Source organism: Bradyrhizobium symbiodeficiens (genome assembly GCF_002266465.3).
Taxonomy (GTDB): domain Bacteria; phylum Pseudomonadota; class Alphaproteobacteria; order Rhizobiales; family Xanthobacteraceae; genus Bradyrhizobium; species Bradyrhizobium symbiodeficiens.
This window is the reverse complement of the sequence record NZ_CP029427.2, coordinates 5,326,814-5,351,163: the sequence shown is the minus strand read 5'-3', so window position 1 is coordinate 5,351,163 and position 24,350 is coordinate 5,326,814. Positions and strand designations below refer to the sequence as shown.

21 protein-coding genes are annotated in these 24,350 nt (G+C 63.2%); 7 read left to right on the top strand and 14 right to left on the bottom strand.

Annotated elements, in window-relative coordinates; translation table 11 throughout:
- Positions 1 to 20 precede the first annotated feature (20 nt).
- Complete coding sequence (locus CIT39_RS25225) at positions 21 to 830, top strand: ABC transporter substrate-binding protein (RefSeq protein WP_094971842.1); 810 nt, start codon at positions 21 to 23, stop codon at positions 828 to 830.
- Here the strand turns inward: CIT39_RS25225 and CIT39_RS25220 are convergent.
- Together CIT39_RS25220 and pstS are read right to left on the bottom strand one after the other, a co-directional pair.
- A complete protein-coding gene (locus CIT39_RS25220) occupies positions 804 to 1,502 on the bottom strand; it encodes an ABC transporter permease (protein WP_094971841.1) in 699 nt (232 codons plus the stop codon). The genes CIT39_RS25225 and CIT39_RS25220 overlap by 27 nt on opposite strands.
- Positions 1,503 to 1,764: 262 nt before the next feature.
- On the bottom strand, positions 1,765 to 2,820 hold the full coding sequence (gene pstS, locus CIT39_RS25215; protein ID WP_094971840.1) for a phosphate ABC transporter substrate-binding protein PstS: 1,056 nt from the start codon (positions 2,818 to 2,820) through the stop codon (positions 1,765 to 1,767).
- 400 nt (positions 2,821 to 3,220) lie between these two features.
- Between pstS and CIT39_RS25210 the strand changes: the two genes are divergently transcribed.
- From CIT39_RS25210 to CIT39_RS25195, 4 genes are all read left to right on the top strand, one after another.
- Positions 3,221 to 4,072: a 3-hydroxybutyryl-CoA dehydrogenase gene (locus tag CIT39_RS25210; RefSeq protein WP_094971871.1), complete on the top strand. Its 852-nt coding sequence runs from the start codon at positions 3,221 to 3,223 to the stop codon at positions 4,070 to 4,072.
- 136 nt (positions 4,073 to 4,208) lie between these two features.
- Positions 4,209 to 4,673, top strand: a complete 465-nt coding sequence (locus CIT39_RS25205) for a group III truncated hemoglobin (RefSeq protein ID WP_094971839.1) — start codon at positions 4,209 to 4,211, stop codon at positions 4,671 to 4,673.
- Between the two features lie 263 nt (positions 4,674 to 4,936).
- Positions 4,937 to 5,590: a QcrA and Rieske domain-containing protein gene (locus CIT39_RS25200; protein ID WP_094971837.1), complete on the top strand. Its 654-nt coding sequence runs from the start codon at positions 4,937 to 4,939 to the stop codon at positions 5,588 to 5,590.
- A gap of 126 nt (positions 5,591 to 5,716) precedes the next feature.
- Positions 5,717 to 7,441 carry a methanol/ethanol family PQQ-dependent dehydrogenase gene (locus CIT39_RS25195; RefSeq protein WP_094971836.1) on the top strand — a complete coding sequence of 575 codons (1,725 nt, stop codon included), beginning with the start codon at positions 5,717 to 5,719 and terminating at the stop codon, positions 7,439 to 7,441.
- 237 nt (positions 7,442 to 7,678) lie between these two features.
- Here CIT39_RS25195 and CIT39_RS25190 read toward each other — a convergent pair whose 3' ends face one another.
- From CIT39_RS25190 to xoxF5, 7 genes are all read right to left on the bottom strand, one after another.
- Positions 7,679 to 7,939 carry a hypothetical protein gene (locus CIT39_RS25190; protein WP_094971835.1) on the bottom strand — a complete coding sequence of 87 codons (261 nt, stop codon included), beginning with the start codon at positions 7,937 to 7,939 and terminating at the stop codon, positions 7,679 to 7,681.
- A 72-nt stretch (positions 7,940 to 8,011) separates the two neighbouring features.
- Positions 8,012 to 10,339 (bottom strand): xanthine dehydrogenase family protein molybdopterin-binding subunit, encoded by a 2,328-nt coding sequence (locus CIT39_RS25185; RefSeq protein ID WP_094971834.1) that lies wholly within the window; start codon positions 10,337 to 10,339, stop codon positions 8,012 to 8,014.
- Position 10,340: 1 nt separating this feature from the next.
- A complete protein-coding gene (locus CIT39_RS25180) occupies positions 10,341 to 10,793 on the bottom strand; it encodes a (2Fe-2S)-binding protein (protein WP_094891237.1) in 453 nt (150 codons plus the stop codon).
- A gap of 672 nt (positions 10,794 to 11,465) precedes the next feature.
- Positions 11,466 to 12,029, bottom strand: coding sequence for an S-(hydroxymethyl)glutathione synthase (gfa, locus tag CIT39_RS25175; RefSeq protein ID WP_094971833.1), 564 nt, complete (start codon positions 12,027 to 12,029; stop codon positions 11,466 to 11,468).
- A 32-nt stretch (positions 12,030 to 12,061) separates the two neighbouring features.
- Positions 12,062 to 13,171, bottom strand: a complete 1,110-nt coding sequence (locus CIT39_RS25170) for an S-(hydroxymethyl)glutathione dehydrogenase/class III alcohol dehydrogenase (protein ID WP_094971832.1) — start codon at positions 13,169 to 13,171, stop codon at positions 12,062 to 12,064.
- Positions 13,172 to 13,231: 60 nt separating this feature from the next.
- Positions 13,232 to 13,723: a c-type cytochrome, methanol metabolism-related gene (locus CIT39_RS25165; protein WP_094971831.1), complete on the bottom strand. Its 492-nt coding sequence runs from the start codon at positions 13,721 to 13,723 to the stop codon at positions 13,232 to 13,234.
- Positions 13,724 to 13,833: 110 nt separating this feature from the next.
- Complete coding sequence (gene xoxF5 / locus CIT39_RS25160; protein WP_094971830.1) at positions 13,834 to 15,639, bottom strand: lanthanide-dependent methanol dehydrogenase XoxF5; 1,806 nt, start codon at positions 15,637 to 15,639, stop codon at positions 13,834 to 13,836.
- A gap of 509 nt (positions 15,640 to 16,148) precedes the next feature.
- On the opposite strand from xoxF5, the gene CIT39_RS25155 reads away from it, so the two are divergent.
- Entirely contained in the window at positions 16,149 to 17,117 is a 969-nt protein-coding gene (locus tag CIT39_RS25155) for a helix-turn-helix domain-containing protein (protein WP_094971829.1), read from the top strand.
- Positions 17,118 to 17,131: 14 nt separating this feature from the next.
- Here CIT39_RS25155 and CIT39_RS25150 read toward each other — a convergent pair whose 3' ends face one another.
- The 3 genes from CIT39_RS25150 to CIT39_RS25140 form a co-directional block, all read right to left on the bottom strand.
- Entirely contained in the window at positions 17,132 to 19,531 is a 2,400-nt protein-coding gene (locus tag CIT39_RS25150; RefSeq protein ID WP_244607449.1) for an arylsulfatase, read from the bottom strand.
- A gap of 195 nt (positions 19,532 to 19,726) precedes the next feature.
- On the bottom strand, positions 19,727 to 20,002 hold the full coding sequence (locus tag CIT39_RS25145; RefSeq protein WP_181955115.1) for a hypothetical protein: 276 nt from the start codon (positions 20,000 to 20,002) through the stop codon (positions 19,727 to 19,729).
- A gap of 57 nt (positions 20,003 to 20,059) precedes the next feature.
- Positions 20,060 to 21,547: an arylsulfatase B gene (locus CIT39_RS25140; RefSeq protein ID WP_094971827.1), complete on the bottom strand. Its 1,488-nt coding sequence runs from the start codon at positions 21,545 to 21,547 to the stop codon at positions 20,060 to 20,062.
- A gap of 325 nt (positions 21,548 to 21,872) precedes the next feature.
- On the opposite strand from CIT39_RS25140, the gene CIT39_RS25135 reads away from it, so the two are divergent.
- Positions 21,873 to 22,568, top strand: a complete 696-nt coding sequence (locus CIT39_RS25135; RefSeq protein ID WP_094971826.1) for a Crp/Fnr family transcriptional regulator — start codon at positions 21,873 to 21,875, stop codon at positions 22,566 to 22,568.
- Positions 22,569 to 22,844: 276 nt separating this feature from the next.
- Here the strand turns inward: CIT39_RS25135 and CIT39_RS25130 are convergent, their stop codons facing one another.
- Positions 22,845 to 23,270, bottom strand: a complete 426-nt coding sequence (locus CIT39_RS25130) for a hypothetical protein (RefSeq protein WP_094971825.1) — start codon at positions 23,268 to 23,270, stop codon at positions 22,845 to 22,847.
- A 125-nt stretch (positions 23,271 to 23,395) separates the two neighbouring features.
- Positions 23,396 to 24,328 carry a Bug family tripartite tricarboxylate transporter substrate binding protein gene (locus CIT39_RS25125; RefSeq protein WP_334273034.1) on the bottom strand — a complete coding sequence of 311 codons (933 nt, stop codon included), beginning with the start codon at positions 24,326 to 24,328 and terminating at the stop codon, positions 23,396 to 23,398.
- Positions 24,329 to 24,350: the final 22 nt, after the last annotated feature.

Genomic DNA, 24,350 nt, shown 5'->3' with positions numbered 1-24,350 from the left:
ATCCTGTGTAAGGACGAAACATGAAAAGAATAGTCGCCGTCGGAGCGGCTCTGCTCTGGTCCACCATCGCGTTCGCGCAGGACCGCACCATCACGGTCGCCTCGACCACCTCGACGGAACAGTCGGGCCTGTTCGGCCATCTGCTGCCCTTGTTCTCGAAGGACGAGGGCATCAGCGTGAAGGTCGTTGCCGTGGGCACCGGCCAGGCGCTCGATATCGGGCGGCGTGGCGATGCCGACGTGGTGTTCGTCCATGACCGGGCTGCCGAAGACAAGTTCATGTCCGAAGGGCAGGGCGTGAAGCGCTTCGACGTGATGTACAACGACTTCGTCATCGTCGGTCCCAAGAGCGATCCGGCGAAGATCGCGGGCGGCAAGGACGTCACCGATGCGCTGCGCAAGATCGCGGCCGCGAAGGCGCCGTTCATCTCGCGCGGCGACAAGTCCGGCACGCACGCGGCCGAGCTCCGGCTGTGGAAGGAGGCGGGCGTCGATCCCGGCGCCGGCAAGGACAGCTGGTATCGCGAGATCGGCCAGGGCATGGGCCCGGCGCTGAACATGGCGTCGTCGTTGAACGCTTATGTTTTGTCGGACCGCGGCACCTGGCTGTCCTTCAAGAATCGCGGCGAGCTTGCCGTCCTGACCGAGGGCGACAAGCGGCTGTTCAACCAGTACGGCGTCATGCTGGTCGACCCGGCCAAGCATGCAAACGTGAAGGCGAAGGACGGGCAGGCCTTCATCGACTGGCTGGTCTCGCCGAAGGGGCAGCAGGCGATCGCCGGCTACAAGGTCGGCGGCGAGCAGCTATTTTTCCCCAACGCGTCCCACTAGCACGAAGGCGACGGTCGACACCGCCACGCTGAGCGCGAGCAGGATCAGCCCCAATCCGAGCGCCAGCGGCAGATCGCCCTTGCTGGTCTCCAGCGCGATCGCGGTCGTCATCGTCCGCGTGAAGCCGCGGATATTGCCGCCGACGATGATGATGGCGCCGACCTCGGCGATGGCGCGCCCGAACGCCGCGAGAAAGGCCGTCAGCAGCGAGGTGCGCCCGAGCGCGAACAGCAGCGCCACGCTGCGGAAGGCCGACAGCCCGTCGATCCGTGCGAGGTCGCCATATTCCGCCCACAGCAGGCTCGCGGGCCGGTGAACCAGCGCCACCACGATCGGGGTGGCGAGCAACGTTTGCGCGATCACCATGGCGGCCGGCGTGAACAGCAGTCCGGCCACCCCGAGCGGGCCGGACCGCGACAGCAGAAGATAGAGCGCGAGCCCGACCACGACCGGCGGAAGGCCGAGCAGCGCATTGGTCAGCACGATGACGACCTGACGCCCGCGGAAACGCATGATGGCAAGCAAGGCCCCGATCGGTGCGCCGATCAGTAGCGCAATGACGCTCGCGGTCAGGCTGACGCGCACCGACAATCCGACGATGCCGAGCAGCTCGGCGTCGGCTTCGCCGATCAGGGAGAACGCCGCGCCAATGGATCGTGCGAAGTCGTTCATGCGGCCTGACGCTTCGGCGCCGGACGGAATGCCGCGGGGGCGTCGGTGTCGGGACTGGGCAGACGTTTCACGGATGATTCCTGCGAGTGTCGCTGTGCAATGCAGTGGCGCGAGCGCGTTCCGCAGGCACTTGTGGCTCCGCCGGCGACAAGGAGTTCTCCTTGCCGCAGGCGGTCACAGAATACTCGCGTGGAGCGGTTTGGAAACCGGATTCAGCTGGAATGCAATGTCGCGGACGGGGATAGCACGTCTGCTTTCGGCATTAGTGCTTGACCTTGGTCGATGCCGAGATCGTGGGGGCTGCCCCGGCGCTTTCCCGCCAATAGCGCTCGATCTGGTCGATCAAGGCGGGCGGGAGCGGGACGTAGTTGAGCGTTTCGGCCTGGGACCTGCCGTTCTCGAGCAGCCAGCGCATGAAGTCGATGGCGGCTGCCGATCGTTCCGGTGATTTCGGAGCCTTCGGCATGAGCACGAACGTCGTCGCCGTGATGGGGTAGGCATCTTCACCGGGCGCGTTGGTAAGCACGAGGTGGAAATCCTTCTCCGCCTTCCAATCCGCATTCGCTGCCGCCGCCTGAAATGATGCCGCGTCGGGCACGACATAATTGCCGGCGCTGTTCTGCACGATCCCGAAGGAAATCCGGTCGAGCCGTTGCAGCGCGTAAGTGTATTCGAGATAGCCGATCGCGCCGGGGACGAGGCTGACGAGCGAAGCGACGCCGTCATTGCCCCGGCCGCCGAGGCCGAGCGGCCACTCGACGGAGGTGCCTTCGCCCATGCTGGCTTTCCATTGCGGGCTGACCTTCGAGAGGTAGTTCGACCAGTTGAACGTCGTGCCGGAGCCATCGATGCGATGAACCACCGTGATCGCAGTGTTCGGCAATCTCACGTCGGGGTTGATCGCGCCGAGAGCGGGATCGTTCCAGAATTTGAGCTTGCCGAGGTAGATGTCGGCGAGCACCTGCCCGGTGAAGCGGATCTGGCCAGGCTTGATGCCCTCGATGTTAACCACCGGCACGACGCCTCCGATCACGATCGGGAATTGCATCAGGCCGAGCCTGTCCAACTCCTTCCGGGCGAGCGGCATGTCGCTGGCGCCGAAATCGACGGCTTCCTTCATGATCAGGCCGAGGCCGGTGCCGGAGCCGACGGCTTTATAGCTGACTACGTTGCCGGTCCCGGCCTTGTACGCGTCGGTCCATTTCGCCATCACGGGCGAAATGAAGGTTGAGCCGGCGCCTCTGGTTTCGGCAGCCACGCCTTGTGTGGCGACGAGCAGAGCGGTGAGGATGATGGATGGCTTGATGTGGTTCTTCATGTGGGCGACGCTAACAGGTGAGGTACGAAGCCGATGTGGTCGATGGCACAAGGGCGTCGCGACGCATTCGCGCTGGCATTGCGCATCGACTACACCACACGGTATGTGGCTGCCGCGTCGTCCGATCGGCGGAGATCGAGGCCCGAAGCGTGCTGGGACTTTGGCCGTCCTCCCGCGGCGCGGCGCCGGGCCCGGCGCGGGCGCAAATTCGGCGCAGACCGCCTGCCAGGTGGCCAAATCGCGCCATTTCGCGACCCACGGCGGCTTTATTCCCGCCGTGGATGCTTTAAGGAAGAGGCAGGATCAGGTCGCGGGCGCCGGCCGGCGATGCCAGAGCCTGATGCAGGAACAATGGGCAGGGCCGGGACGGCTCGCCCGCAAGGATGAAGGATGTGAGGCTATGATCCAGACCGTTGGCATCATCGGGGCAGGGACCATGGGGAATGGTATCGCGCAAATCTGCGCGGCGGCCGGGCTCTCTGTCGTGATGGTCGATATTTCCGATGCGGCGGTGAACCGCGGGCTGTCGACCGTCGGCGGCAGCCTCGAGCGCCTGGTCAAGAAGGAGAAGATGTCGGCGGCCGACCGCGACGCGGCGCTCAAGCGCATCACCGGCACGACGGACCGCGCCAGGCTTACCGATTGCGATCTCGTCATCGAGGCCGCAACCGAGAACGAGGAGCTCAAGGTCAAGATCCTGAAGGACCTCTGCGCCACGCTGTCGCCGCGCACGCTGCTCGCGACCAACACCTCGTCGATCTCGATCACGAAGCTCGCTGCGGCGACCGATCGTCCCGACCGTTTCATCGGCATGCACTTCTTCAACCCGGTGCCGGTGATGGCGCTGCTGGAACTGATCCGCGGCCTGCAGACTTCCGACGATACCCACGCCAAGGCACTCGATTTCGCCAAGCGCGTCGGCAAGGTGGCGATCACCGCCAAGAACAGCCCGGGCTTCGCCGTCAACCGCATCCTGTGCCCGATGATCAACGAGGCGATCTTCGCCCTCCAGGAAGGGATCGCGACCGCGGAGGAGATCGACGCCGGTATGAAGCTCGGTTGCAACCACCCGATCGGGCCGCTGGCTCTGGCCGATCTCGTCGGGCTCGACACCATGCTTTCGGTGATGGAGGTCTTTTACAAGGGCTTCAACGACCCCAAATACCGTCCGGCCCCCTTGCTCAGGGAAATGGTCGATGCCGGCCATCTCGGCCGCAAGACGGGGCAGGGCTTTTACACATACGGCGCCTGATGAAGTCGCCAGCGGCGGGCGCCAAGCGCCCGCCGCCTTATCCCGCATTTGCGCTGCGACAAAGACGCCGCTCGCAATTGGTCCGACAATGTCGAACGGGCGGCTCGCGGGACCAACGGAACGGAAAACAAAGGACATGTCGGATCGACTGAAGGCCGAGCGCGAAGCTGCGGTCGCACGGCGGAACCTGCTGACCCAGGATGCGATCGAGCGTACCGGGATCACCGAAGAGATGATCTCCGACCTTGTCACCCGTTTCTACGGGCGCGTGCGCGAGGATGCGCTGCTGGGACCCGTGTTCGCGATTGTGAAGAACTGGGACGAGCATCTCGCCAAGCTCAGGGATTTCTGGTCGTCGGTCGTCCTGATGAGCGGTCGCTATCATGGCTCGCCGATGCGGGCGCATATGCCGCTCGGTCTGGCCGGCGATCATTTCGACCGCTGGCTCGATCTGTTCGAACAGACGGCGCGTGAGGTTTGCCCGCCGCCGGCGGCCACACTGTTCATCGACAAGGCTCGGCGCATCGCCGACAGTTTCGAGATGGCATCGGCCACCGTCGCGGGTTCGATCGCCGCGCCACGCCACGTGCTCAGATCCTGACGACGACCGGCTGCCTGCAGAACATGCAGGGACCTCGCGCTGCGTTTGCGCTGCGCGACGAATAGCGCGCTGCACCAATTCCGACATCATCGGTCTGATCTGCAAAATCATCATGCCGCTCGCGCGGCGCGACGTTGAAATTGCAAAAACGCGCTTGAACGCGTTCGTCGTTGTTCAATCAACGCGAGCAAAGTCATATTGATGCACTGCGGCGCCAATTCTTCGCCTTGTTTTCGGCAGAGTTCCAGCGCCAGCTTGTGGACATGTCCCGCGCATCCTTCACCACGAATTCCTCATCGTCCGAAAACCCTGGGGAGCCCGAAGCCGACATGTGCGCCGAGCAGACGCGGCGAACGGTCCTGCTCGGCGCACTTGCCACCACCGCGTGCCTCGGTTGTTCCGCGCATGCGCGCGCGGACGAGGATCCGCCCGGCTCCGACGAACGGCCCCAGAAGGGCGATGTGCTCGTCTTCTCCGAAGGCGACAAGGAGGGAAAGCTGATCACCGCGGCCGATCTGCCGGCAGGCGGACCGCCGGTGCATGCCTGGCCGAAGGATCCCAAGACATCTGTGGTGCGCAGCGCCTCTCGTCTCAACGAGATCCTGGTCATCCGGCTCGATCCGGCCGAGCTCGACGACAAGACGCGCGCGCGTGCCGTCGACGGCATCATCGCCTATTCGGCGATCTGCTCGCATGCCGGCTGTCCCGTCACCGCCTGGGTCAAGAGCGATGTCGGCGACAAGGAGGTGTTCAAGTGCATGTGTCACAACTCCGAATACGATCCTCGTGCGGGCGCACAGGTCGTGTTCGGCCCGGCGCCGCGACGGCTCGCGGCGCTGCCGCTGGCGCTGGCTGACGGCTCACTCAGCGTCGCCGGCAACTTCATCGGAAAGGTAGGTGGCGTGCAGCCAGGATGACGGACGGTGCGGGATATGCCCGCGTCACGAGAGGCCGCATCCGCCGAGGGGCGGACGACGGGACGACAAGAATTCAAAACAACAATTCAAAACAAGAATTCAAACGGATGAAAAAGGGGAACGTCCATGACCAAAAAGCAATGGTACCTGTCCGGCTTCGTCGCCTTCACCTGCCTCGTCTCGACCGCCGCGATCGCCGGCCCGATCGAGAATTATTCTCCGGTCACCGCACAACGATTGGAGAATCCGGAGCCAAAAAATTGGATGCTCTACCGGCGCACCTATGACGGACAGGGCTACAGTCCGCTCGACCAGATCAACACCTCGAACGTGAAGAACCTCACGCCGGTCTGGACCTTTGCCACCGGCGTGGTCGAAGGCCATCAGGCGCCGCCGATCGTCAACAATGGCGCGATGTTCGTGACGACCCCAATGGGTCAGGTGATCGCGCTGAACGCGAAGACCGGCGACGAATACTGGCGCTACAAGCGGCAGCTCCCTGACGATCTGTTTCAGCTGCATCCGACCAACCGGGGCGTAGGCCTGTGGGAGGACAAGCTCTACCTCGCCACCACGGACGATCACGTGGTCGCGCTCGATGCCAAGACCGGCAAAGTGGTGTGGGATACCAAGGTGCAGGACTACAGGAAGGGCCAGTATTTAACGCTGATGCCGTTGATCGTCGACGGCAAGGTCATCGTCGGCGGGTCCGGCGGCGAGTTCGGCGTGCGCGGCTATATCGTGGCCTATGATGCCAAGGACGGCAAGGAGCTGTGGCGGACCTACACCATCCCCGGCGAAGGCGAGCCCGGTCACGACACCTGGCAGGGCGACGACTGGAAGAACGGCGGTGGATCGGCCTGGATGACCGGCAATTACGACAAGGAGACCAAGACGATCTATTGGGGCGTCGGCAACGCCGCGCCATGGCCCGGCGAGACCCATCCCGGCGACAATCTCTACACCGCATCGGTGCTCGCGCTCGATCCCGACACCGGCAAGATCAAGGCCTATCACCAGTACCACCAGAACGATTCCTGGGACTGGGATGAGGTCGAGGCGCCGATGCTGATCGATCTGCAACGGAACGGTCGCACCATCAAGAGCCTGGTCCATCCGGGGCGCGACGCGATCTTCTGGGTGCTGGAGCGGACGCCGACCAAGATCAACTATGTCGCCGGTTGGCCATTCGTCTATACCGACGTCTGGAAGGGCATCGACGAGACTGGCAAGCCGATCGTGGACCCCGCGCACAAGCCGGTGATCGGCAAGCGCGTCGAGTTCTGTCCGTCGCTGTGGGGCGGCAAGGATTGGCCGTCGGCCGCCTACAGCCAGAGGACCGGCCTCGTCTACGTGCCTGCCAACGAGAATTTCTGCGGCGGATTCACCGGCGAGAAGGTCCCGCTCAAACCGGGTGAGCTCTGGCTCGGCACCAAGCCTGAGGACATCGGCCTGAAGACGAAGCCGGGCGCCGATCATTTCGGTGAGCTCCAGGCATGGGATCCCGCCACCGGCAAAAAGGTGTGGCAGCACGACTTCCCCAAGTCGCAGTTGTTCGGTTCGGTGACGGCGACGGCGGGCGATCTCGTCTTCGTCGGCGGCACCAACGACCGCAACTTCCGAGCCTTCCATGCCAAGACCGGCGAACTCCTGTGGGAGCAGAAGACCAATTCCGGCATCGTGGGCATGCCGGTGTCCTACGAGATCGACGGCACGCAGTACATCGCAATCCAGTCGGGCTGGGGCGTGGACGCTCAGCGCATCCAGGATGCGCTGGTGACCAACAATATCGGCATCGAAGCCAATGTGCCCCAAGGCGGCGTCGTCTGGGTCTTCGCACTCAAGAAATAGCTCCGCGGGCGGATCGAAAGAAGCGGAGCAGCAGGGGGGTGGCGAATGCGGCGGACGGCAACGTCCGCCGCATTTGGTGTGGGTGGCTAGTAGCAAGGCGACGCCCCGTACCACGAGTTCGTCATGCCCGGGCCTGTCCCGGGCATCCACGTTCTTCCTGCCGCGGCAAAGACCGTGGATGGCCGGGACAGCCCGGCCGTCACGCGGAAACAGCCGCGTGGAAAAGCGCCCCGTCCACTACTTCCCCTGCCGGTCCACCTTGTCCTTTTCCTTCTGGTTCATCTCCTGAATCTTGGGATCGGGATTGTGCTGTCCGGTGGTCTGGGTGGTCGAGGCGGGCGGGGCGTTGGCGTTGGGCAGCGAGTTCTGGTCCGGCGCGGAGGGGCGTGTCGCGGTGGACGGTGGCGTGGTGTTGCCTTGGGCGAATGCGCCGGAGGCCGTCGAAAGAAAGGCGCCCGACAGCAACGAGACTGCGAGCGCCTTTGGGATGTTTGTCATCGATCTGCTCCTGTCAGATCGATGGAAACGGCGCGAGATCGTTTGTGTTCCGTCTCGCGCCGTTGTTTAGGCTCACGCCTCCAATTGCTTGCCGAGCGGCAGGCTGCGGATGCGTTTTCCCGTCGCGGCGAAGATTGCGTTCATCAGCGCGGGTGCGAACGGCGGTACGCCGGGCTCGCCCACGCCGCTCGGCGGCGTGTCGGGTCCGGGCGGCACGATGTAGACGTTGGTCACCACGGGAGATTCGTCCATCCTGATGACCTGGAAGTCGTCGAAGTTCTTTTGCTCCACCTTGCCGTCCTTGAAGGTGATCGCGCCGTATTTGGCAAGACTCAGCCCCATGATCGCCGCGCCCTCGATCTGCGAGGCAATGCGCTCGGGGTTGACATAAGTGCCGCAGTCGATCGCGGTGTCGACCCGCGGCACACTCAGCTTGCCCTTCTCGTCGACGGCCACCTCGACGATGGTCGCGATGTAGCTGACGAAGCTGCGGTGCACGGCGATGCCGAGACCATGGCCCTTGGCGACCGTCCGCCCCCATTCGCCCTTTTCGGCGACCAGTTCGACCACCTTGCGCAGGCGCGCGGTGTCGATCGGGTAACTGTCCTGGGGCTCGCCGTAGTTCCACATGTCCTTCACCGCGGGCTTGACGATGCGCGGGCTGCCGATCAGCGCGAGCAGCGTCTCCTTCTGGTCGCGCCCGGTTGCTGCTGCGATCTCGCCGACCATCGATTGCACCGCAAACGCACGCGGAATGTTCGAGACCGAGCGGAACCAGCCGATGCGCGTGAATGCCGCGGCCTCCGGGTTCTCGCAGGAGATGTTGGCGATTTCGAACGGCATGTCGACGAGTCCCATGCCAAGCTCGAAGGGCGCCGCGTGCTTGGCGCCCGCAGCGAAGGTCGAGGCGATGGTCGGCGCGACGCTGCGATGGCGCCACGCGATCACCTTGCCGCTTTTGTCCAGGCCCGCCTCGATGCGCTCCACCGAGACGGTGTGCAGGAAGTCGTGGTGCACGTCGTCCTCGCGCGTCCACTGCACCTTCACGGGCGCACCGAGCTCCTTCGACAGCAGCGCGGCCTCGAGCGCGAAGTCGCATTTCGACTTGCGGCCGAAACCGCCGCCGAGCAGCGTCACGTTGACGGTGACATTGCCCTCGGGGATACCGAGCGTCTTGGCGACGTCCTCGCGGGTGCCGCCGGGGCTCTGCACCGGCGCCCAGATCTCCGCCTTGTCGCCCTTGACGTCGGCAACCGCGACCGGCGGCTCCATGCTGACATGGGCGAGGTGGGGCAGGTAATATTCGCCGACGACGACCTTGTCGGCGGACTTGAGCGCGGCGTCGGCATCGCCCTCGGCGCGCACGACGAGGCCGGGCTTGCGCGAGGCCTCCTCGAGCTCCTTGCGATAGGCGACCGAGTCGTATTTGCCGTTGGCGCCATCGTCCCAGGTCAGCTTCAGGGCGTCGCGGCCCTTGATCGCAGCGCCGGTGTTACGGGCGATCACCGCGACGCCGCCGAGCGGCTGGAACTTCGAGGGCCACGGCCAGCCCTGAACCTTCATCACCTTCTCGACGCCGGGAACCTTCAGCGCCGCATCGGGATCGAAGGAAACCAGCTTGCCGCCTGTGACCGGCGGACGCGCGATCACCGCATATTTCATGCCGGGCAACCGCACATCGGCGCCGTAAAGCGCCTTGCCGGTGGTGATGTCGTGGAGATCGACGATGCCGACCTGGCCCTTGCCCAGGTAGCGGAAATCCTTGGGATCCTTCAGCTTGAGGCCTTCGATGCTGGGCATCGATTCCTTGGCGGCATCCGCGGCGAGTTCGCCGAAACCGAGCTTGCGCCCGCTGGCGCTGTGGACGACCTCGTGATTGACGGCCTTCACTTCGGTCGCCGGCACACCCCAGCGCTTCGCCGCGGCCTGCTCCAGCATGGTGCGGGCGGAGGCGCCGATCTGGCGCATCGGAAGCAGATAATGCCGCGTACTGCGCGAGCCGTCGGTGTCCTGGTTGCCGAACTTGACCTCGTCGCCATGGGCCTGCTTCACCTTGACCCTGGACCAATCGGCTTCCATCTCCTCGGCCACGATCAGCGGCAGGCTGGTGCGGACGCCTGTGCCCATCTCGGAACGGTGGGCGAGGATGGTGACGATGCCGTCGGGCCCGACCGCGACGAACACGCGCGGGTCGACCACGACGCCATGCGGCATTTTGCCCGCGCCGGTCTCATAGGCAAACGCCTGGCGCGACATCACGGGTGCCGCCAGCACGAAGCCGCCGGTGATGCCAAGGCCCTTCAGGATGCTGCGGCGCGAGACCTTCTCGATCTTGATGTTCTTTTCGAAGCCATTTTTTTCGAAGACATGGAGCTTGCCGGGATTGTCGATGAAATTCATGTCACACCCCCGTCGATGCGAGATGGACCGCGTTCTCGATGCGCTGGTAGCAGCCGCAGCGGCAGATGTTGCCGGACATCGCCTCGCGGATCTGGTCATGCGAAGGCTTCGGATTGTCCATCAGAAGCGCGGCGGCCTGCATGATCTGGCCGGCCTGGCAGAAGCCGCATTGGGGCACATTGACCTGGCGCCAGGCCTTCTGCACCGGATGATCGCCGTTCGGATGCAGTCCCTCGATCGTGGTGACCTCGCGTCCGGCGACGTCGTTGATCGACGTGATGCAGGAGCGCACCGCTTCCTTGTCGACGATGACGGTGCAACTGCCGCACAGGGCCTGGCCACAGCCGAACTTGGTGCCGGTGAGCCCGGCTTCGTCACGCAGGAACCAGAGTAGCGGGAGATCCGGGTCGCCGTCCCAGCTCTGTTCCTGGCCGTTGATCTTCACCTTGATCATGATCGTCCCTCGCTCTTCATAAGCATGCCAAAATTCAAAATTCGCCGACGCTGGTCGGCGACGGTTGATGTCTCGTCTCGCCAGATCCCGCCGTCGTCCCGCGCGGGCAAATCCCGGAGGGAGGCAGGAATGCCGATGGCGATGTCTGGATGTGCTCGATACCTCCCGTTTTTGTTCTTGATTGTTGAACGTCGTGCGGCATCGTGACGGCGCGACCGTAGCAGAGATCGCGCCGGCCCGGCGTTCACAGCCGGGTGTTCTCACCGGGAAAAGATTGCATCGACGATTTGTCAAAAGCAGGGCGCGTCATCGCGCCGTGTAGACCGCGCGTTTGCAAACAGAGGTTGTGATGGAAAAAAGCTTCGTCCGCCAGAAGACTGCGCGGACGAAGCAAGGTGCCTCAGTCGAGGGAGGGAGAAACGCAGGGACCGGGACTTCAAGAGGGAAGTTGCGGTGCTGCGCAGTCATTCAGAGACCATGACTGAGGGAGCCAATGACTGAGGAGCCAATCGCCCTCGCATACGCGTAACTTGCAGAGGCGGCGGCCTCGCCGCGATCGCTCCGCGGCAAGGCCCCGTCCGGCTCGCTGGGCTGGATCGAGGCCAGCGAGCCGATGGGGAGCATGGCGAACGTCCGACCGCTTGCGCAGGCGGCTTTGTCAGGCGGCCTTGCTCAGGCGGCTTTGGCTTTGGCGACGTGGGTCGCTATCGCGTCCATCAGCGCCGGTGACAGGCAATCATAGGGCTCGAGCCCGATCTCCTTCAGCCGCGAACGGATGCCGGCCATCTGCTCCGGCTTCACGCCCGCTTCGATCACAGAGGAAACGAAGGCGGCGAATTGCGGCGCCTGCGAACCCTGCTCCTGGAACAGCTCGGGATGGATGAAGTCGAGGCCGTAGAACGGATGGTTCTTGTTCTCGATGCGGCCGAACATGTGGGTGCCGCAGGCCTTGCAGGCGTGGCGCTGGATCACCGCGGAGGGATCGACGATCTGGAGCTTGTCGCCGTTCTCGAGCACGGTGACGTTCTGGCGCGGCACCACGGCGACGACGGAGAACGTCGCGCCTTGCGGCTTCCAGCACTTGGTGCAGCCGCAGGCGTGGTTGTGGGCGACGTCGCCCTTAACGCCGACCTTGACCTGGTGGTCCTTGCATTTGCAGGCCAGCGTGCCGCCGGCAAAGCTGCCGCTGCCTTGTTTGAGGCCGTTGTCGATCGAGGGATGGAGTGCAACAGTCATGGGTCGATCCTCCTTGGGGTGACTCTTTCGAGCTAGTAGACGACGACTGAACGGATGGATTTGCCCTCGTGCATGAGGTCAAATCCCTTGTTGATCTCCTCGAGCTTGAGCACGTGGGTGATCATCGGATCGATCTGGATCTTTCCGTTCATGTACCAGTCGACGATCTTCGGCACGTCGGTCCGGCCGCGCGCGCCGCCGAAGGCGGTGCCGCGCCAGTTGCGCCCGGTGACGAGCTGGAACGGGCGGGTGGCGATCTCCTTGCCGGATTCGGCAACGCCGATGATGATCGAGGTGCCCCAGCCGCGATGGCAGGCTTCCAGTGCCTGGCGCATCACCGTGGTGTTGCCGGTGCAATCGAAAGTGTAGTCCGCGCCGCCGTCGGTGAGGCCGACGAGGTGCTGGACGATGTCGCCGGTGATCTTCTTGGGGTTGACGAACTCGGTCATGCCGAACCTGCGGCCCCAATCCTCCTTGGAGTCGTTGATGTCGACGCCGATGATCTTGTCGGCGCCGGCCATCTTGGCGCCCTGGATCACGTTGAGGCCGATGCCGCCGAGGCCGAACACGACGACGTTGGAGCCCGGCTCGACCTTGGCGGTGTTGACGACGGCGCCGACGCCGGTGGTGACGCCGCAGCCGATGTAGCAGCTCTTGTCGAAGGGGGCGTCCTCGCGGATCTTGGCGACCGCGATCTCCGGCAGCACGGTGAAGTTCGAGAAGGTCGAGCAGCCCATGTAATGGTAGACCGGCTTGCCCTTGTAGGAAAAGCGGCTGGTGCCGTCGGGCATCACGCCCTTGCCTTGCGTCGCGCGGATCGCGGTGCAGAGATTGGTCTTCTGGCTGAGGCAGCTTTTGCACTGCCGGCATTCCGGCGTGTAGAGCGGGATGACGTGGTCGCCCGGCTTCACCGAGGTCACGCCGGGGCCGATCTCGCGGATGATGCCGGCGCCCTCATGGCCCAGGACCGACGGGAAGATTCCCTCGCTGTCGAAGCCGTCGAGCGTATAGGCGTCGGTATGGCAGATGCCCGTCGCCTTGATCTCGACCAGGACCTCGCCGGTCTTGGGTCCCTCGAGGTCGAGTTCGACGATTTCGAGCGGCTTCTTGGCTTCGAAAGCGACGGCGGCACGTGTCTTCATTGGTAGCTCCTCAAATTCTCACAGGATGCCCAGAAGTAGTCTCGGCAGTCCTCGTAACGTTCACTTGTGGCCCATGCAGGCGTCTTCCGCCTTGGTGTAGACCTCGTTCTTCTCGTCCTTCTTGGCGGGACGCTGCCGGCCCCACGCTTCGGTGGAGCGGGCGCGCAGATAGACGTAGAGATCGTCCATGTAGCAGGCGACGTTCGGGTTGTCGCCGAAGGCCGGCATGACGTTCTCCTGCGCGGTCGAGACGTTCTTGCGACCGGAGGCGACCACGCCGAGAAAGTCGCCATAGCTCATGGTCTTCACGGAATCCTTGAGCGCCGGCGCGTAGGTGGAGCCCATGCCGTCGGGGCCGTGGCAGACGTGGCAGTCGGAGTGATAGCGGCGGTATCCGGAGTAGGTGAACCAGTCCACGGTGCCGTCGGCCGAAATCTTGTAGGTCGGAATTCCGTCCTTATCGAGCCACTTTCCGTCGTCTTCCTTCTTCACGGCGGTCGGATCGCCCGGACCGTCCGCGACCGCAATTCCTCCGGACGCAACCAAGATCATCGCAGCAATGACAGAGCAGATTTTACGCAAGAGATTCATCCTCGAAGGCATCAGGGGAGACGAGCCGGCGCGTGGAGTTGATTCCACGCGCCGGAGCGATGCTGATGAGCCTAGTTCGGCAGCGCGAACACGGTCAGCGTACCGCCGAGTGCCGTGTAGTTGCTGAGAGCCGCGTAGCCACCGACCGCGCCGAGACCTGCGTTCGGATCGGTCAGGCCTGCCGCCAGACCGATGCCGGCCCAGCCGCCGACGCCGGAGAGCACTGCGATATACTGCTTGCCGGCGTTCTCATAGGTGGTGACGTTGCCGATGATGCCGGAGGGAGTCTTGAACTTGTAGAGCTCCTTGCCGGTCTTGGCGTCGACCGCCTTCAGGTAGCCTTCGAGCGTGCCGTAGAACACCACGTTGCCGGCGGTCGCGAGCGCACCCGACCAGACCGAGAACTGCTCCTTGTTCGACCAGACGATCTTGCCGGTCTTGCCGTCCCAGGCGATGAAATTGCCCATGTGGGTTTCACCCGGAGGCGGATACATCGAGAGCGTCGCGCCCACATAGGGCTGGCCCGCGGTGTAGCTCACCTTGAACGGCTCGTAGTCCATGCAGACGTGGTTGGTCGGAACGTAGAACAGCTGCGTGTCCGGCGAGTAGGCTGCCGGCTGCTCGTCCTTGGTGCCGAGCGCGGCCGGGCAGATGCCCTTCACGTTGACGTCCTCGCCCGCCTTGTCGGTCGAAGCTGCGTCGAGCACCTTCGGACGGCCGTAGGTCGGCGAGTTCTTGTCCATGTCGACGCCGGAGGTCCAGTTCACCTTCGGGTCGTACTTTTCGGCGACCAGCAGTTCGCCAGTGGCGCGGTCCATCGTGTAGGCGAGGCCGTTGCGGTCGAAATGGGTCAGCAGCTTGCGCGGCTGGCCGTTGATCGACTGATCCGAGAGGATCATCTCGTTGACGCCGTCATAGTCCCACTCGTCGTGGGGCGTCATCTGATAGACCCACTTGGCCATGCCGGTATCCGGGTTACGTGCCCAGATCGTCATCGACCATTTGTTGTCGCCGGGACGCTGCTTCGGATTCCAGGTCGAGGGATTGCCCGATCCGTAATAGACGAGGTTCAGTTCGGGATCGTAGGAGATCCAGCCCCAGGTGGCACCGCCACCGATCTTCCACTGATCGCCTTGCCAGGTCTTGAGGCTGGAGTCCTTGCCGATCGGCTTGCCGAGCGCGGTGGTCTTCTCCGCATCGACCAGGAGCTGGTTGTCCGGCCCTTCCGAATAGCCGCGCCATGCCAGCTTGCCGGTCTTGATGTCGTAGGCGGACATATGGGCCTGGACGCCGAACTCGCCGCCGGAGATGCCGACCAGCACCTTGTCCTTGATGACCATCGGCGCCGACGTACCGGTTTCGCCCTTGCTGGGGTCGCCGTTCTTGACGGTCCATGCAACCTGACCGGTCTTGACGTCGAGCGCGACGAGGGTGGTGTCGGCCTGATGCAGGAAGATCTTGCCGTCACCGAAAGCGAGGCCGCGGTTCACCGTATCGCAGCACATCACTGGAATGACGTTCGGATCCTGCTTCGGCTCGTACTTCCAGACGATCTTGTTCTCCTGCGAAAGGTCAATGGCGTAGACCTTGTTCGGGAACGGCGTGTGGACGTACATCATGTTGCCGATGATCAGCGGGCCACCTTCATGGCCGCGCAGCACGCCGGTCGAGAAGGTCCAGGCCACCTGGAGCTTGCCCACGTTTTGTGCGTTGATCTGGTTCAGCTTGGAATAGCGGGTATTGGCGTAGTCGCCCGTGGGCATCACCCAGTCTTTCGGGTTCTGCGACATCTTGAGCAGCTCGTCATTGGCTGAGGCGCCCCCGACGGCGAGAGCCGCCGCGGAGCCAAGAAAGGTCGCCAGTAGCACCTTGCGCATAGTCATTCCTCCGTTGGTATCGTTTATTGTTCCGAAGCAAAAATGATTCACCGGGCTTCTCGTCCGGCGTCTGCTCGTGCAGGGCGGTCGCGATTGGGACCAGAAACGATGCTGTGGTGTTTTCTCCTCCCGATGAGAGCCACGGGTCCACGTGCAGGAGCGGCCCGTTCTTATTGTTCCTCTCTCAATCCCTAACGACTTCGTCATCGGGAAACTTGCCCAAGAGAGAAGATGGTTTGCTTGATAGCGCACGGACGCGAAGATTTTGATTTTGCAGTAGCGAATTCAGCGGCTTCCGCGTCGCTTGACAGCGCACTCAACGCTCAGGTTCCCCTTGACGGCGCTGCAACTAAGGCGGAGGATTAACTTTCAAGGGTGGCAAGGGAACGGTGGCGCTCGTTCCAAAGATCGCCCAAATTTGAGGTAAACGTCACGCAATCAAGGGTCAGGGCTCCGCAGCACTGGTCGCGATTCGCGTCGAATCCCGGGTAACACCAGTGGCTCAATTAATGTCCGACACAATTCACACGCTCTCGACGACAGGACTGACGCCGAAGCGCCAGATCCAGAGCTGGATCGACGGGCTGACGAGTCTGTGCGGGCATTTCGACGTCGATCCGCTGGAGGCGTCCTCGCTCGAGGGCCGCATCGACTACACCAGCGTCTCGCGACTGAAGCTCTGCCAGATCGAAGTGAGTCAGCATCGCATCGCCCACACGCTGGCGCGCGCCAAGGCGAACGAGCATCCGTACATCAAGATTCACTTCCAGACCTACGGCGTCTCCTATTTCGAACAGGAAGGCCGCCACATCGAAATCAATCCGGGCGACATCATCGCCTATGACGTCTCCTGCCCGCATTCGATCATCAGCCCCGCCTTCACCCGCCATGACGTGGTGATCGTTCCGAAGGCGCTGCTGCGCGACCGTGGATTCCCGTCGCAGCGGATGCCCGCCTGCAAACTGTCGTCGAAGACGGGGACGGGGCGGATCGCCCACGATTTCGTTCATGCGACCTTCGACGAGGCGGCGAAGCTGTCGGCAAACAGCGCGGTCGGCGTCGCCGATTCGCTGATCGACCTGCTGCTGCTGCCGCTGCGCGAAGCCGACACGATGTTCGACCGTGTCGGGCCCGAAGCGATGTATGTGCGCGCGCAGTTCTTCATCCGCGAGCACCTGCGCGATCCGGATCTGTGCATCGACCAGATCTCGACCGAGCTTGGCTGCTCCAAGCGCTATCTGCACATGCTGTTCTCGGAGCGCGGCACCACGGTGAGCGACTACATCTGGCAGGCCCGCCTGCAGAACTGCCGCCAGGAACTCGAGGCCCACGCCGGAAAGACCATCACCGACGTCGCGTTCTCCTGGGGCTTCTCCAGCTCATCGCATTTCAGCCGCGTGTTTAGGAAATATTTCGGCGTGGTGCCGTCTTCGATCCACAAGGCGCAGCAGGCGAGTATTTCCCCGGAAGAGCTGTAGAAGGGGCGAGTTGGCTAGAGCTTCACCTCGACCCTGTCGATCCTGCCGTTGAACCTGAACGGGCGGCGATCGAAATAGTCCAGCGAGACGGTCGAACCGAGGTCCGCACCCACGTCGAACGTTTCGCTCGCCGAGAATGCGGCGGGCACTGTGCGTTTGACCGTGGTCCGCGCAACCTCCTGTCCGTCGACCTTCAGCACGACCTCGGCAGGCGAGAGGGGCTTCGGGCTCGCAAGCTGGGTCGTGACCTCGATGTGCCGCTTCCCCGGTGCGATCTTCGAGGTGGAGCGTGCGATGTACCGCTCGATGATCATCATGTTGTACTCATAGACCAGAGTTCCCTTGTCCATGTACAGCGTGACGCCGCCACCGGCCCCACCCAGCGCGTAGAGCACGCCGGACGTGGTCTCGCCGACCTCGGCGTCGATTATTACCCTATTGCTTTCGCGGCCGATGCCCGGCGCCGAAAATTCGGGCATACGCGTCGTCGTCGCGTCGAACCGCCAACTCGTATACGGCGACTTGATGCGATCTTCGGGATGCAACCGAAGCCAGATGCCGGCGCCCAGCGGATAGACGTGGTTGGCCTTTGCCTGCTCGTCGAACACCCTCTGCAATTCCGCCAGGCGCTCTGGTTCCTTGGCGGCGAGGTCGTTGGCTTCCGAGAAATCCTTGCTGATCTGGTAGAGTTCCCATTTATCCTTGGCCGAATCCCATTCGGCGAGACCCGGTGCGCCGGGCAGCCAGGGGACCAGTGGGCCAAACGTGGCCGCGATCCAGCCATCCCGATAGATCGCGCGGCTGCCATTGTTATCGAAATACTGCAACTCCTTGCGGGTGGGAGCCCCTGGATCGCTGAACGTGTACGCGAGACTGACGCCATCGATCGGATCCTGCGCGAAGCCGTCGACGACCTTCGGCGGCTTGATGCCGATGATCTCATAGAGGGTCGGCGCGATGTCGTTGACATGGGCGAACTGAGGCCGCGGCCTGTGATCCGGCTTGATGCCGTTCGGCCAGGAAATCACCATCGGATTGCGCGTTCCGCCGAAATGCGACGCGACCAGCTTCGTGTGCTGGAATGGCGTATTGCCGGCCCACGCCCAACCGGCGTGATACATGCTGTCGGTCTTGGGCGAGCCCAGCGCTTCGAGACCACCGATCTTGTCCAGCGCGGCGATCTGCTCCTCGACGGTATTGGGAATCCCGTTTTGCGCCAGCAATTCGCTGATGGTCCCGTTTTGGCCTTCGGCGCTGGCGCCGTTGTCGCCGAAGATGTAGATCACGATGGTATTGTCGCGAATGCCGAGACGATCCAGCTCATCCACCACCCGGCCGGCCTGTACGTCGACGTGCTCGACGAAGCCAGCAAAGATTTCCATCAACCTGCGCTGGAACGGGCGCTGCGTTTCGGGAATGCTGTCCCAGTCGGGCATGGATGCAGCCCGCGGTGTGAGCTTGGTGTCAGCCGGTATCCAGCCGAGTTGCTTCTGTCGTTCGAACACGCGCTCGCGATAGGCATCCCAGCCGCTATCGAACTTGCCCTCGTACCTGTCGGCCCACTCCTTGAAGATCTGATGGGGCCCATGTCCGGCGCCGGGTGCCCAATAGAGCAGGAACGGCTTGTCCGGCGCGAACGCCTGATGGTGACGCAGCCAGTCGATGCCGTGCTGCGCGAGGTCCTCGCTCAGGTGGTACTTCTCATCGTGCGGTGGCTCGATCTGATTGGTATTCTCGACCAGCCGCGGTTCCCACTGCGACGTCTCGCCGGCGAGGAAGCCATAGAAATAGTCGAAGCCGTGCCCGGTCGGCCAGCGGTCGAATGGCCCCATTGAGGTGGTCTGGTCGGCGGGCGTGTTGTGCCATTTGCCGATGGCCGCGGTCTTGTACCCGTAATTGCGCAGGACCTCCGCCATCGTCGCCGAGGTCTTCGGAATGATGCCGGTATAGCCGTCCCAGTCCACCGCGCGTTCGGCGATCGTGCCGTTGCCGACCCGCTGATGATTGCGCCCCGTCAACAGCGCCGCGCGCGTCGGGGAACAGATCGCAGTGGTATGGAAGCTGTTGTAGCTGATGCCCTGGTCGGCAAGCTTGCTAAGCGTCGGGGTATTGATCTCACCGCCGAACGTTGCGGCTTGGCCGAAGCCGACGTCATCCATCAGGATGATCAGCACATTGGGCGCATCCTTGCGCAAATGATCCTGTGCTGGCCGTCGCTGGTGCTTGGAGTCCTGCAATCGCGGCGCGGCGACGCTCGCCGACGGTGCGGGCGGGAATGGAAGCACTGAGCCGTCGGTGGAAGCGGCGGTTTCAAGCGGTGCCGCGTTCGACATCGATATGCAGGATGCGATCGCCAGCGCGGTCGGAAGGAGTCCTCGTTTCAATGTTTCCGTGAGTTTTCGAGACTTGGTCATCAAACGATCTCCAGCAACTGAGTGCAGTTGAACGATCCTTACTGGCGCCCGACCAGAGCAAACGCACCGGTCTCATCAAGCCGGCAAGCTTCGTCGTGCCGGTGATCGAATTTCGGCATGTCTCCGTCCTGGTCGGCGAGCAGCAGACGCAAGGTCGTTCGGAACGAAATGCTTCGATTGCCAAGCAACGCCGTGTTATCGTTCTCGGCGCCGTGATCGGTATAGGTTCCGCAAGAAGCCGATCGTGGCGATTTTTCGCGCGAACGGCCGGGTTGCCAGATCCAGCGTGTGCTCCTGGGACGTGGCCTCGCCTTTCCACTTGCCGCCGCAGCAGACATAGCTGCCGGTGAAGTAGAAGAAGGAATCGCCGCCGCGGATCGTGGCGTCGCGCAGCACCAGGACGCCATTGCCTCCGCCTTGAATGCCGTCTTGCAACTCGATTGATAATGCGTAAAGCCCGTTCTTGATCATGACGGCGTCCCTCCAGTTCATGACGTGAAGCATGTGCCGCACTTAGTGCGCGATCGGTCATTGATGCTTCGGCAGCGCAATCCTGTCGCGCGGCAACCCCCCGTCGTCGATGTCGAAGTCCGGATCGAAGATGGTCTGCCCTTGCGCGCCCAGGTAGTTCGGTTGCGCCTTGAGCCATTCGCTCATTTTCTGCTGCTTGGCATAGGCGAGCAGACGAGTTTCGAGATCGCGCACGACATCGACGTTCTGATCCGCCACATTGTTCTTTTCGCCTGGGTCGGTGGTCAGGTCGAACAGTTCGGTTTTGCCGGGCAGCAACGCGATTTTCACGAGCTTCCATCGCCCCTTGATGATGGCGCCGCGAAATGCCTCGACATTCACCAGGATATCATCGTGCGGCGAAGGCGTTCCATTGGCTACGGTCGCCCAGATATCCTTGCCGTCCAGTGGCTTGTCCGCGGAATTGGCCGTTGCACCGGCCAGTGCAAGGGCTGTAGGCATGATGTCGACCATATGAAGCGGTTCGTTCACGACGCCCGGCTTGAGTTTCGCCGGCCAGTTGAAGATAGTCGGCACGCGGACGCCGCCCTCGTAGAGACTACCCTTGCCGCCACGAAGAACTCCATTGTTCGCCGGCAGCGATCCTTCTTTGACCCCGCTTTCAGTCCGCTCCTCCTTCGAGTGTGCGCCGCTGGCGACCACCGCGTTGCGCGGGCCGCCATTGTCGCTGGAGAAGATGATCAACGTATTGTCGCGCATGCCGCGTCTCTCCAGGCGCGCGACGATGCGGCCGACCTGGTCGTCGAGCGAGGTGATCATCGCGGCGTAGGTACGGCGTGTAGGATCGGTGATGGTTGTGGCGTAGCGATCCTCGTCCGCTTTCTGTGCCTGGTACGGCGCATGCGGTGCCAGCGACGCGAAGTAGAGGAAGAAGGGCTTGTCCTTTGGCTGCTTGTCGATGAGCTTCACGGCTTCGTCGCCGTCCAGTGTCAGGACGTAACCCTTCTCGTCGATGAAGGAGCCGTTGCGTTGCCAGTCTATAATGCCGGCGCGCTTGTGTGTGAAGTAGTCGACCTCGCCAACCGTATTGCCGTAGAAGTGGTCGAATCCGCGGTTCTGCGGCCAGAACTTCTTGTCGGCATGCCCCAGATGCCACTTGCCGACCATCGCGGTGCTGTAGCCCGCCTCTTTCAACGCCTGCGGCAGGGTGCGCTCATCGGTCGGAAGGCCATAAGTGTGGTTCGGAAAGATCACCAGGGTCTGCAAGCCGTAGCGCATCGGATAGCGTCCGGTCATCAGCGCCGCGCGCGCAGGTGTGCAAACCGGCATGCCATGGAATGATTCGAGCCGCACGCCGCCTTTTGCAAGCTGGTCGATGTTCGGCGTCTTGATCTCGCTGCCGCGATAGCCGAGATCGGCATTCCCGAGATCATCGGCAAGAATGACGACGATATTCGGGCGCTGCTGCGCCGCGACGCAGTCGCAGGCCATCAATGAGAGGATTGATCCAATGGCCGCGATCGCTAGATGACGCTGAGAGTTCATGGCGTGCTCCTGGTAGTTTGCGACGCTTGGCAACAACGGAAGTTGACGCTGGAGCGTTGATTGTCGTTGGCCGCGCTGGAGCGACTGACGCCGCCGCTCGCGCCCGGTTCAATCTCGATCAGCAGCAACAGCACGGCCAGGAGCGCTCTGCTCAGAATGCCTGATGCTGTCATTTGCGCTCCAATCCAAACTTGCGAGGATGGAGGTGCGCACTCAGCCACGCACGCCACCGCGCTCGTTGAGGTAGATCAAAATGTTGTCGCCGTTGAGAGAGTAGCAGGAGGATGGAGAGGACATTGATCGCGGGCGATCAATTGGACGCCAAATGTCGCAGCGCGAGGCAGCGTGCAAGGTTGTCACTAGTAACGGTTGGCTCAGCCGGACGCCAGCATCGTTCCAGCGCGAGGTGCTTGCCAGATCTCTCCTGGAGCAATTCAAGCAAGGCGCCTCGATCTACTCGATCGGAGACGACCCGGGCGGCATGTTCGGCCTCGTTGCCGGCGGCCTTGGAGTCGCCATGGCTCCGCAGGAAGAGGGGCCCTATACCGCGCATTTCGCGATGCGGGGGACCTGGTTTGGAGAAGCGGCCGCCTTCACGCGGCAGCCTCGGATGGTCGGCCTGATTGCCACCCGGGACAGCGAACTCTTGCATCTGCCTCTGGCGGCCATCGACGAAATTGTCAAGTGCGACCCTTCTGCGTGGCGCCTCTTCGGTCTGGTCACACTCGATCATCTCCGCCTTGCGATGGGAGGCGCCGACGACCTGATGATACGTAACCACGTCAAGCGGTTTGTCGCAGTCCTGCTCCGCACTGCTGACTGCCGCCTTGTTACTCCGCGTAACCGACATCCGATCGAGATCGACATGAACCACGAAGATCTCGCGCATATGGCCAATGTGTCAAGGACAACAGCCGGCGCCATCCTTCGCGAGTTTGAGGCGAAAGGGCACGTGGCGCTGTCATACCGCCGTATCAGCATTCTTGCACCTGACGCGTTGCGGATGATGCTGCGCGGCTGATGGCGTCAGGTCCGACAGCGAGTTTCGGTCCTTCCGGCGCCCTTCTGGCGCGCTTGCTTCATCGATCGCAGAGATCATTGCAGGAACGAGAGAGCGCCGAGCCCGAGGCGATGTATGTGCGCGCAATTCTGGGTGTTCCGGAAATATTTCGGTGTGGTGCCGTCTTCGATCCACAAGGCGCAGCCGGCCACTGCGAGTTCGGGCGAGCATTAAGCGCTTTCGAGCGCAGGCATTGGGCAGCGATGGTCGGGCCGTTCGCGCCGTCGCGGCGACATTTCACGCGGACGTGGCAATGTAGGGAATGCCGGCCAGGAGTGCGACGAGCAGCACCGCATTGGCCAGCATGCCGCTCCAATGCAGCCGCCGCAGCCGACGCGGGGCATCGGCATCGCCGGCGTCCCTCGCGCTGAGCTGCTCGTCGACCCTTCGCATGAACCAGCGGCGTCCCCAGATCGCCAGCGCTGCGAGCAGGCCAACGCCCAGCGCGGCAAGCAGGCGGCCGTCCAGGAGGAGTGCCGCGGTCCCGATGAAGGCGGCGACGCGCATCACCAGAAAATGGGCGTTGAACATTCCGCGCAGCAACTGGGCGACGGGCTGAATATCGAGCCTCACCAGCAGGAAGGCCGGCGAGGCCAGCGTGAAATAGCCCATCGGAAAGAGCAGGATAATCATAACGGCGACAGCGACTGCATCCGGTGTCATGCAATTGGCCCTTCTGGTCCGCAGCGGCACGCAATCATAGCGGGAAAACGCGCTTCCGACACTAGGCTTTGGTCGGACTCCGGGGCGAGATGGGGCAACCGGCGCGCCGGCCCCGGGCTCGGAGCCTAGGCCGGCTCTAGGCCGAGCGACTTCGCGCTCTCGATCCAGATCGGCAGTTCGCGCTGGTACAGCGCATTGGTCTCCTTGAAGCCGATGGCGGGTTCGAGCACGAAGGTCGTGAGCACTTCCTTCACCTTCGGATCGTTGTTGGCGGCCACGCACAGCTCCGCCAGTCGGTCGACGACCGCTTGCGGCGTCGCCTTCGGCACCGCCCAGCCGGAGAAGCCGCTCACGGTGAAGAATTTCGAGGTCGCGCCCTGCTCCGGGAGGGTCTTGATGGCAGGGATCGCGTCGACCTTCTTCGAATGCACCGCGAACACGGTGCCACGGTCGCTTTGCAGGACCGACTGCGCCGCAGTGTAGCTGCCCATTGCGGCATCCAGCGTACCTTCGAGCATCCCCGTCCACATCGGGGCCTCGCCGCGGTAATGGATCGGCTCGATCGACAGGCCATACTGCTTGTTGAGCTCGTTGACCGTCATGTGCGGGGCCGAACCCGCGCTGTAGGTGCCGAAGTTCACCTTGCCGCTCTTGCGTGCGAACGCGACGAAATCCTCCAGCGTCTTGACCCCGGTCCTGGGGTTCGCGACCAGCAGAAGGCCGGCGCCGGGAATGACGCTGACCAGCGCCAAATCCTTGTCCATGTCGTAGCCGGGATTCTTCATCACCATCCGGTTCATGATGTAGGTGGTCGAGATCGAGCACAGCATGGTGTGGCCGTCGGGCTCGGCGCGGGCCACCTCCGCCGTACCGATCGCGCCGGAGGCGCCGGGCTTGTTCTCGACGACGACGGTCTTGCCGACCTGCTTGGAGATGAATTCGCCGTACGCGCGCGCGAGCAGGTCGGTTTGCCCGCCGGCGGGGTAGCTGCAAATCATGCGAATCTGCCGTGCGGGCCAAGCGCCCTGCGCGGAGGCGTTGCGCGAAACGAAGGGCATCGCGAAGGCGCCGGCTCCAGCG

Excerpts from the sequence above, each read along its gene's own strand:
- xoxF5 (WP_094971830.1), bottom strand. The coding sequence starts at position 15,639 with ATGCGCAAGGTGCTACTGGCGACCTTTCTTGGCTCCGCGGCGGCTCTC.
- CIT39_RS25155 (WP_094971829.1), top strand. The coding sequence starts at position 16,149 with ATGTCCGACACAATTCACACGCTCTCGACGACAGGACTGACGCCGAAG.
- CIT39_RS25180 (WP_094891237.1), bottom strand. The coding sequence starts at position 10,793 with ATGATCAAGGTGAAGATCAACGGCCAGGAACAGAGCTGGGACGGCGAC.
- CIT39_RS25135 (WP_094971826.1), top strand. The coding sequence starts at position 21,873 with ATGTCGCAGCGCGAGGCAGCGTGCAAGGTTGTCACTAGTAACGGTTGG.
- CIT39_RS25125 (WP_334273034.1), bottom strand. The coding sequence starts at position 24,328 with ATGCCCTTCGTTTCGCGCAACGCCTCCGCGCAGGGCGCTTGGCCCGCA.
- CIT39_RS25190 (WP_094971835.1), bottom strand. The coding sequence starts at position 7,939 with ATGACAAACATCCCAAAGGCGCTCGCAGTCTCGTTGCTGTCGGGCGCC.
- CIT39_RS25220 (WP_094971841.1), bottom strand. The coding sequence starts at position 1,502 with ATGAACGACTTCGCACGATCCATTGGCGCGGCGTTCTCCCTGATCGGC.
- CIT39_RS25170 (WP_094971832.1), bottom strand. The coding sequence starts at position 13,171 with ATGAAGACACGTGCCGCCGTCGCTTTCGAAGCCAAGAAGCCGCTCGAA.
- CIT39_RS25185 (WP_094971834.1), bottom strand. The coding sequence starts at position 10,339 with ATGAATTTCATCGACAATCCCGGCAAGCTCCATGTCTTCGAAAAAAAT.
- CIT39_RS25200 (WP_094971837.1), top strand. The coding sequence starts at position 4,937 with ATGTCCCGCGCATCCTTCACCACGAATTCCTCATCGTCCGAAAACCCT.
- gfa (WP_094971833.1), bottom strand. The coding sequence starts at position 12,029 with ATGACTGTTGCACTCCATCCCTCGATCGACAACGGCCTCAAACAAGGC.
- CIT39_RS25145 (WP_181955115.1), bottom strand. The coding sequence starts at position 20,002 with ATGATCAAGAACGGGCTTTACGCATTATCAATCGAGTTGCAAGACGGC.
- CIT39_RS25140 (WP_094971827.1), bottom strand. The coding sequence starts at position 21,547 with ATGAACTCTCAGCGTCATCTAGCGATCGCGGCCATTGGATCAATCCTC.
- CIT39_RS25225 (WP_094971842.1), top strand. The coding sequence starts at position 21 with ATGAAAAGAATAGTCGCCGTCGGAGCGGCTCTGCTCTGGTCCACCATC.
- CIT39_RS25165 (WP_094971831.1), bottom strand. The coding sequence starts at position 13,723 with ATGATCTTGGTTGCGTCCGGAGGAATTGCGGTCGCGGACGGTCCGGGC.
- CIT39_RS25150 (WP_244607449.1), bottom strand. The coding sequence starts at position 19,531 with ATGACCAAGTCTCGAAAACTCACGGAAACATTGAAACGAGGACTCCTT.
- CIT39_RS25195 (WP_094971836.1), top strand. The coding sequence starts at position 5,717 with ATGACCAAAAAGCAATGGTACCTGTCCGGCTTCGTCGCCTTCACCTGC.
- CIT39_RS25205 (WP_094971839.1), top strand. The coding sequence starts at position 4,209 with ATGTCGGATCGACTGAAGGCCGAGCGCGAAGCTGCGGTCGCACGGCGG.
- CIT39_RS25130 (WP_094971825.1), bottom strand. The coding sequence starts at position 23,270 with ATGACACCGGATGCAGTCGCTGTCGCCGTTATGATTATCCTGCTCTTT.
- CIT39_RS25210 (WP_094971871.1), top strand. The coding sequence starts at position 3,221 with ATGATCCAGACCGTTGGCATCATCGGGGCAGGGACCATGGGGAATGGT.
- pstS (WP_094971840.1), bottom strand. The coding sequence starts at position 2,820 with ATGAAGAACCACATCAAGCCATCCATCATCCTCACCGCTCTGCTCGTC.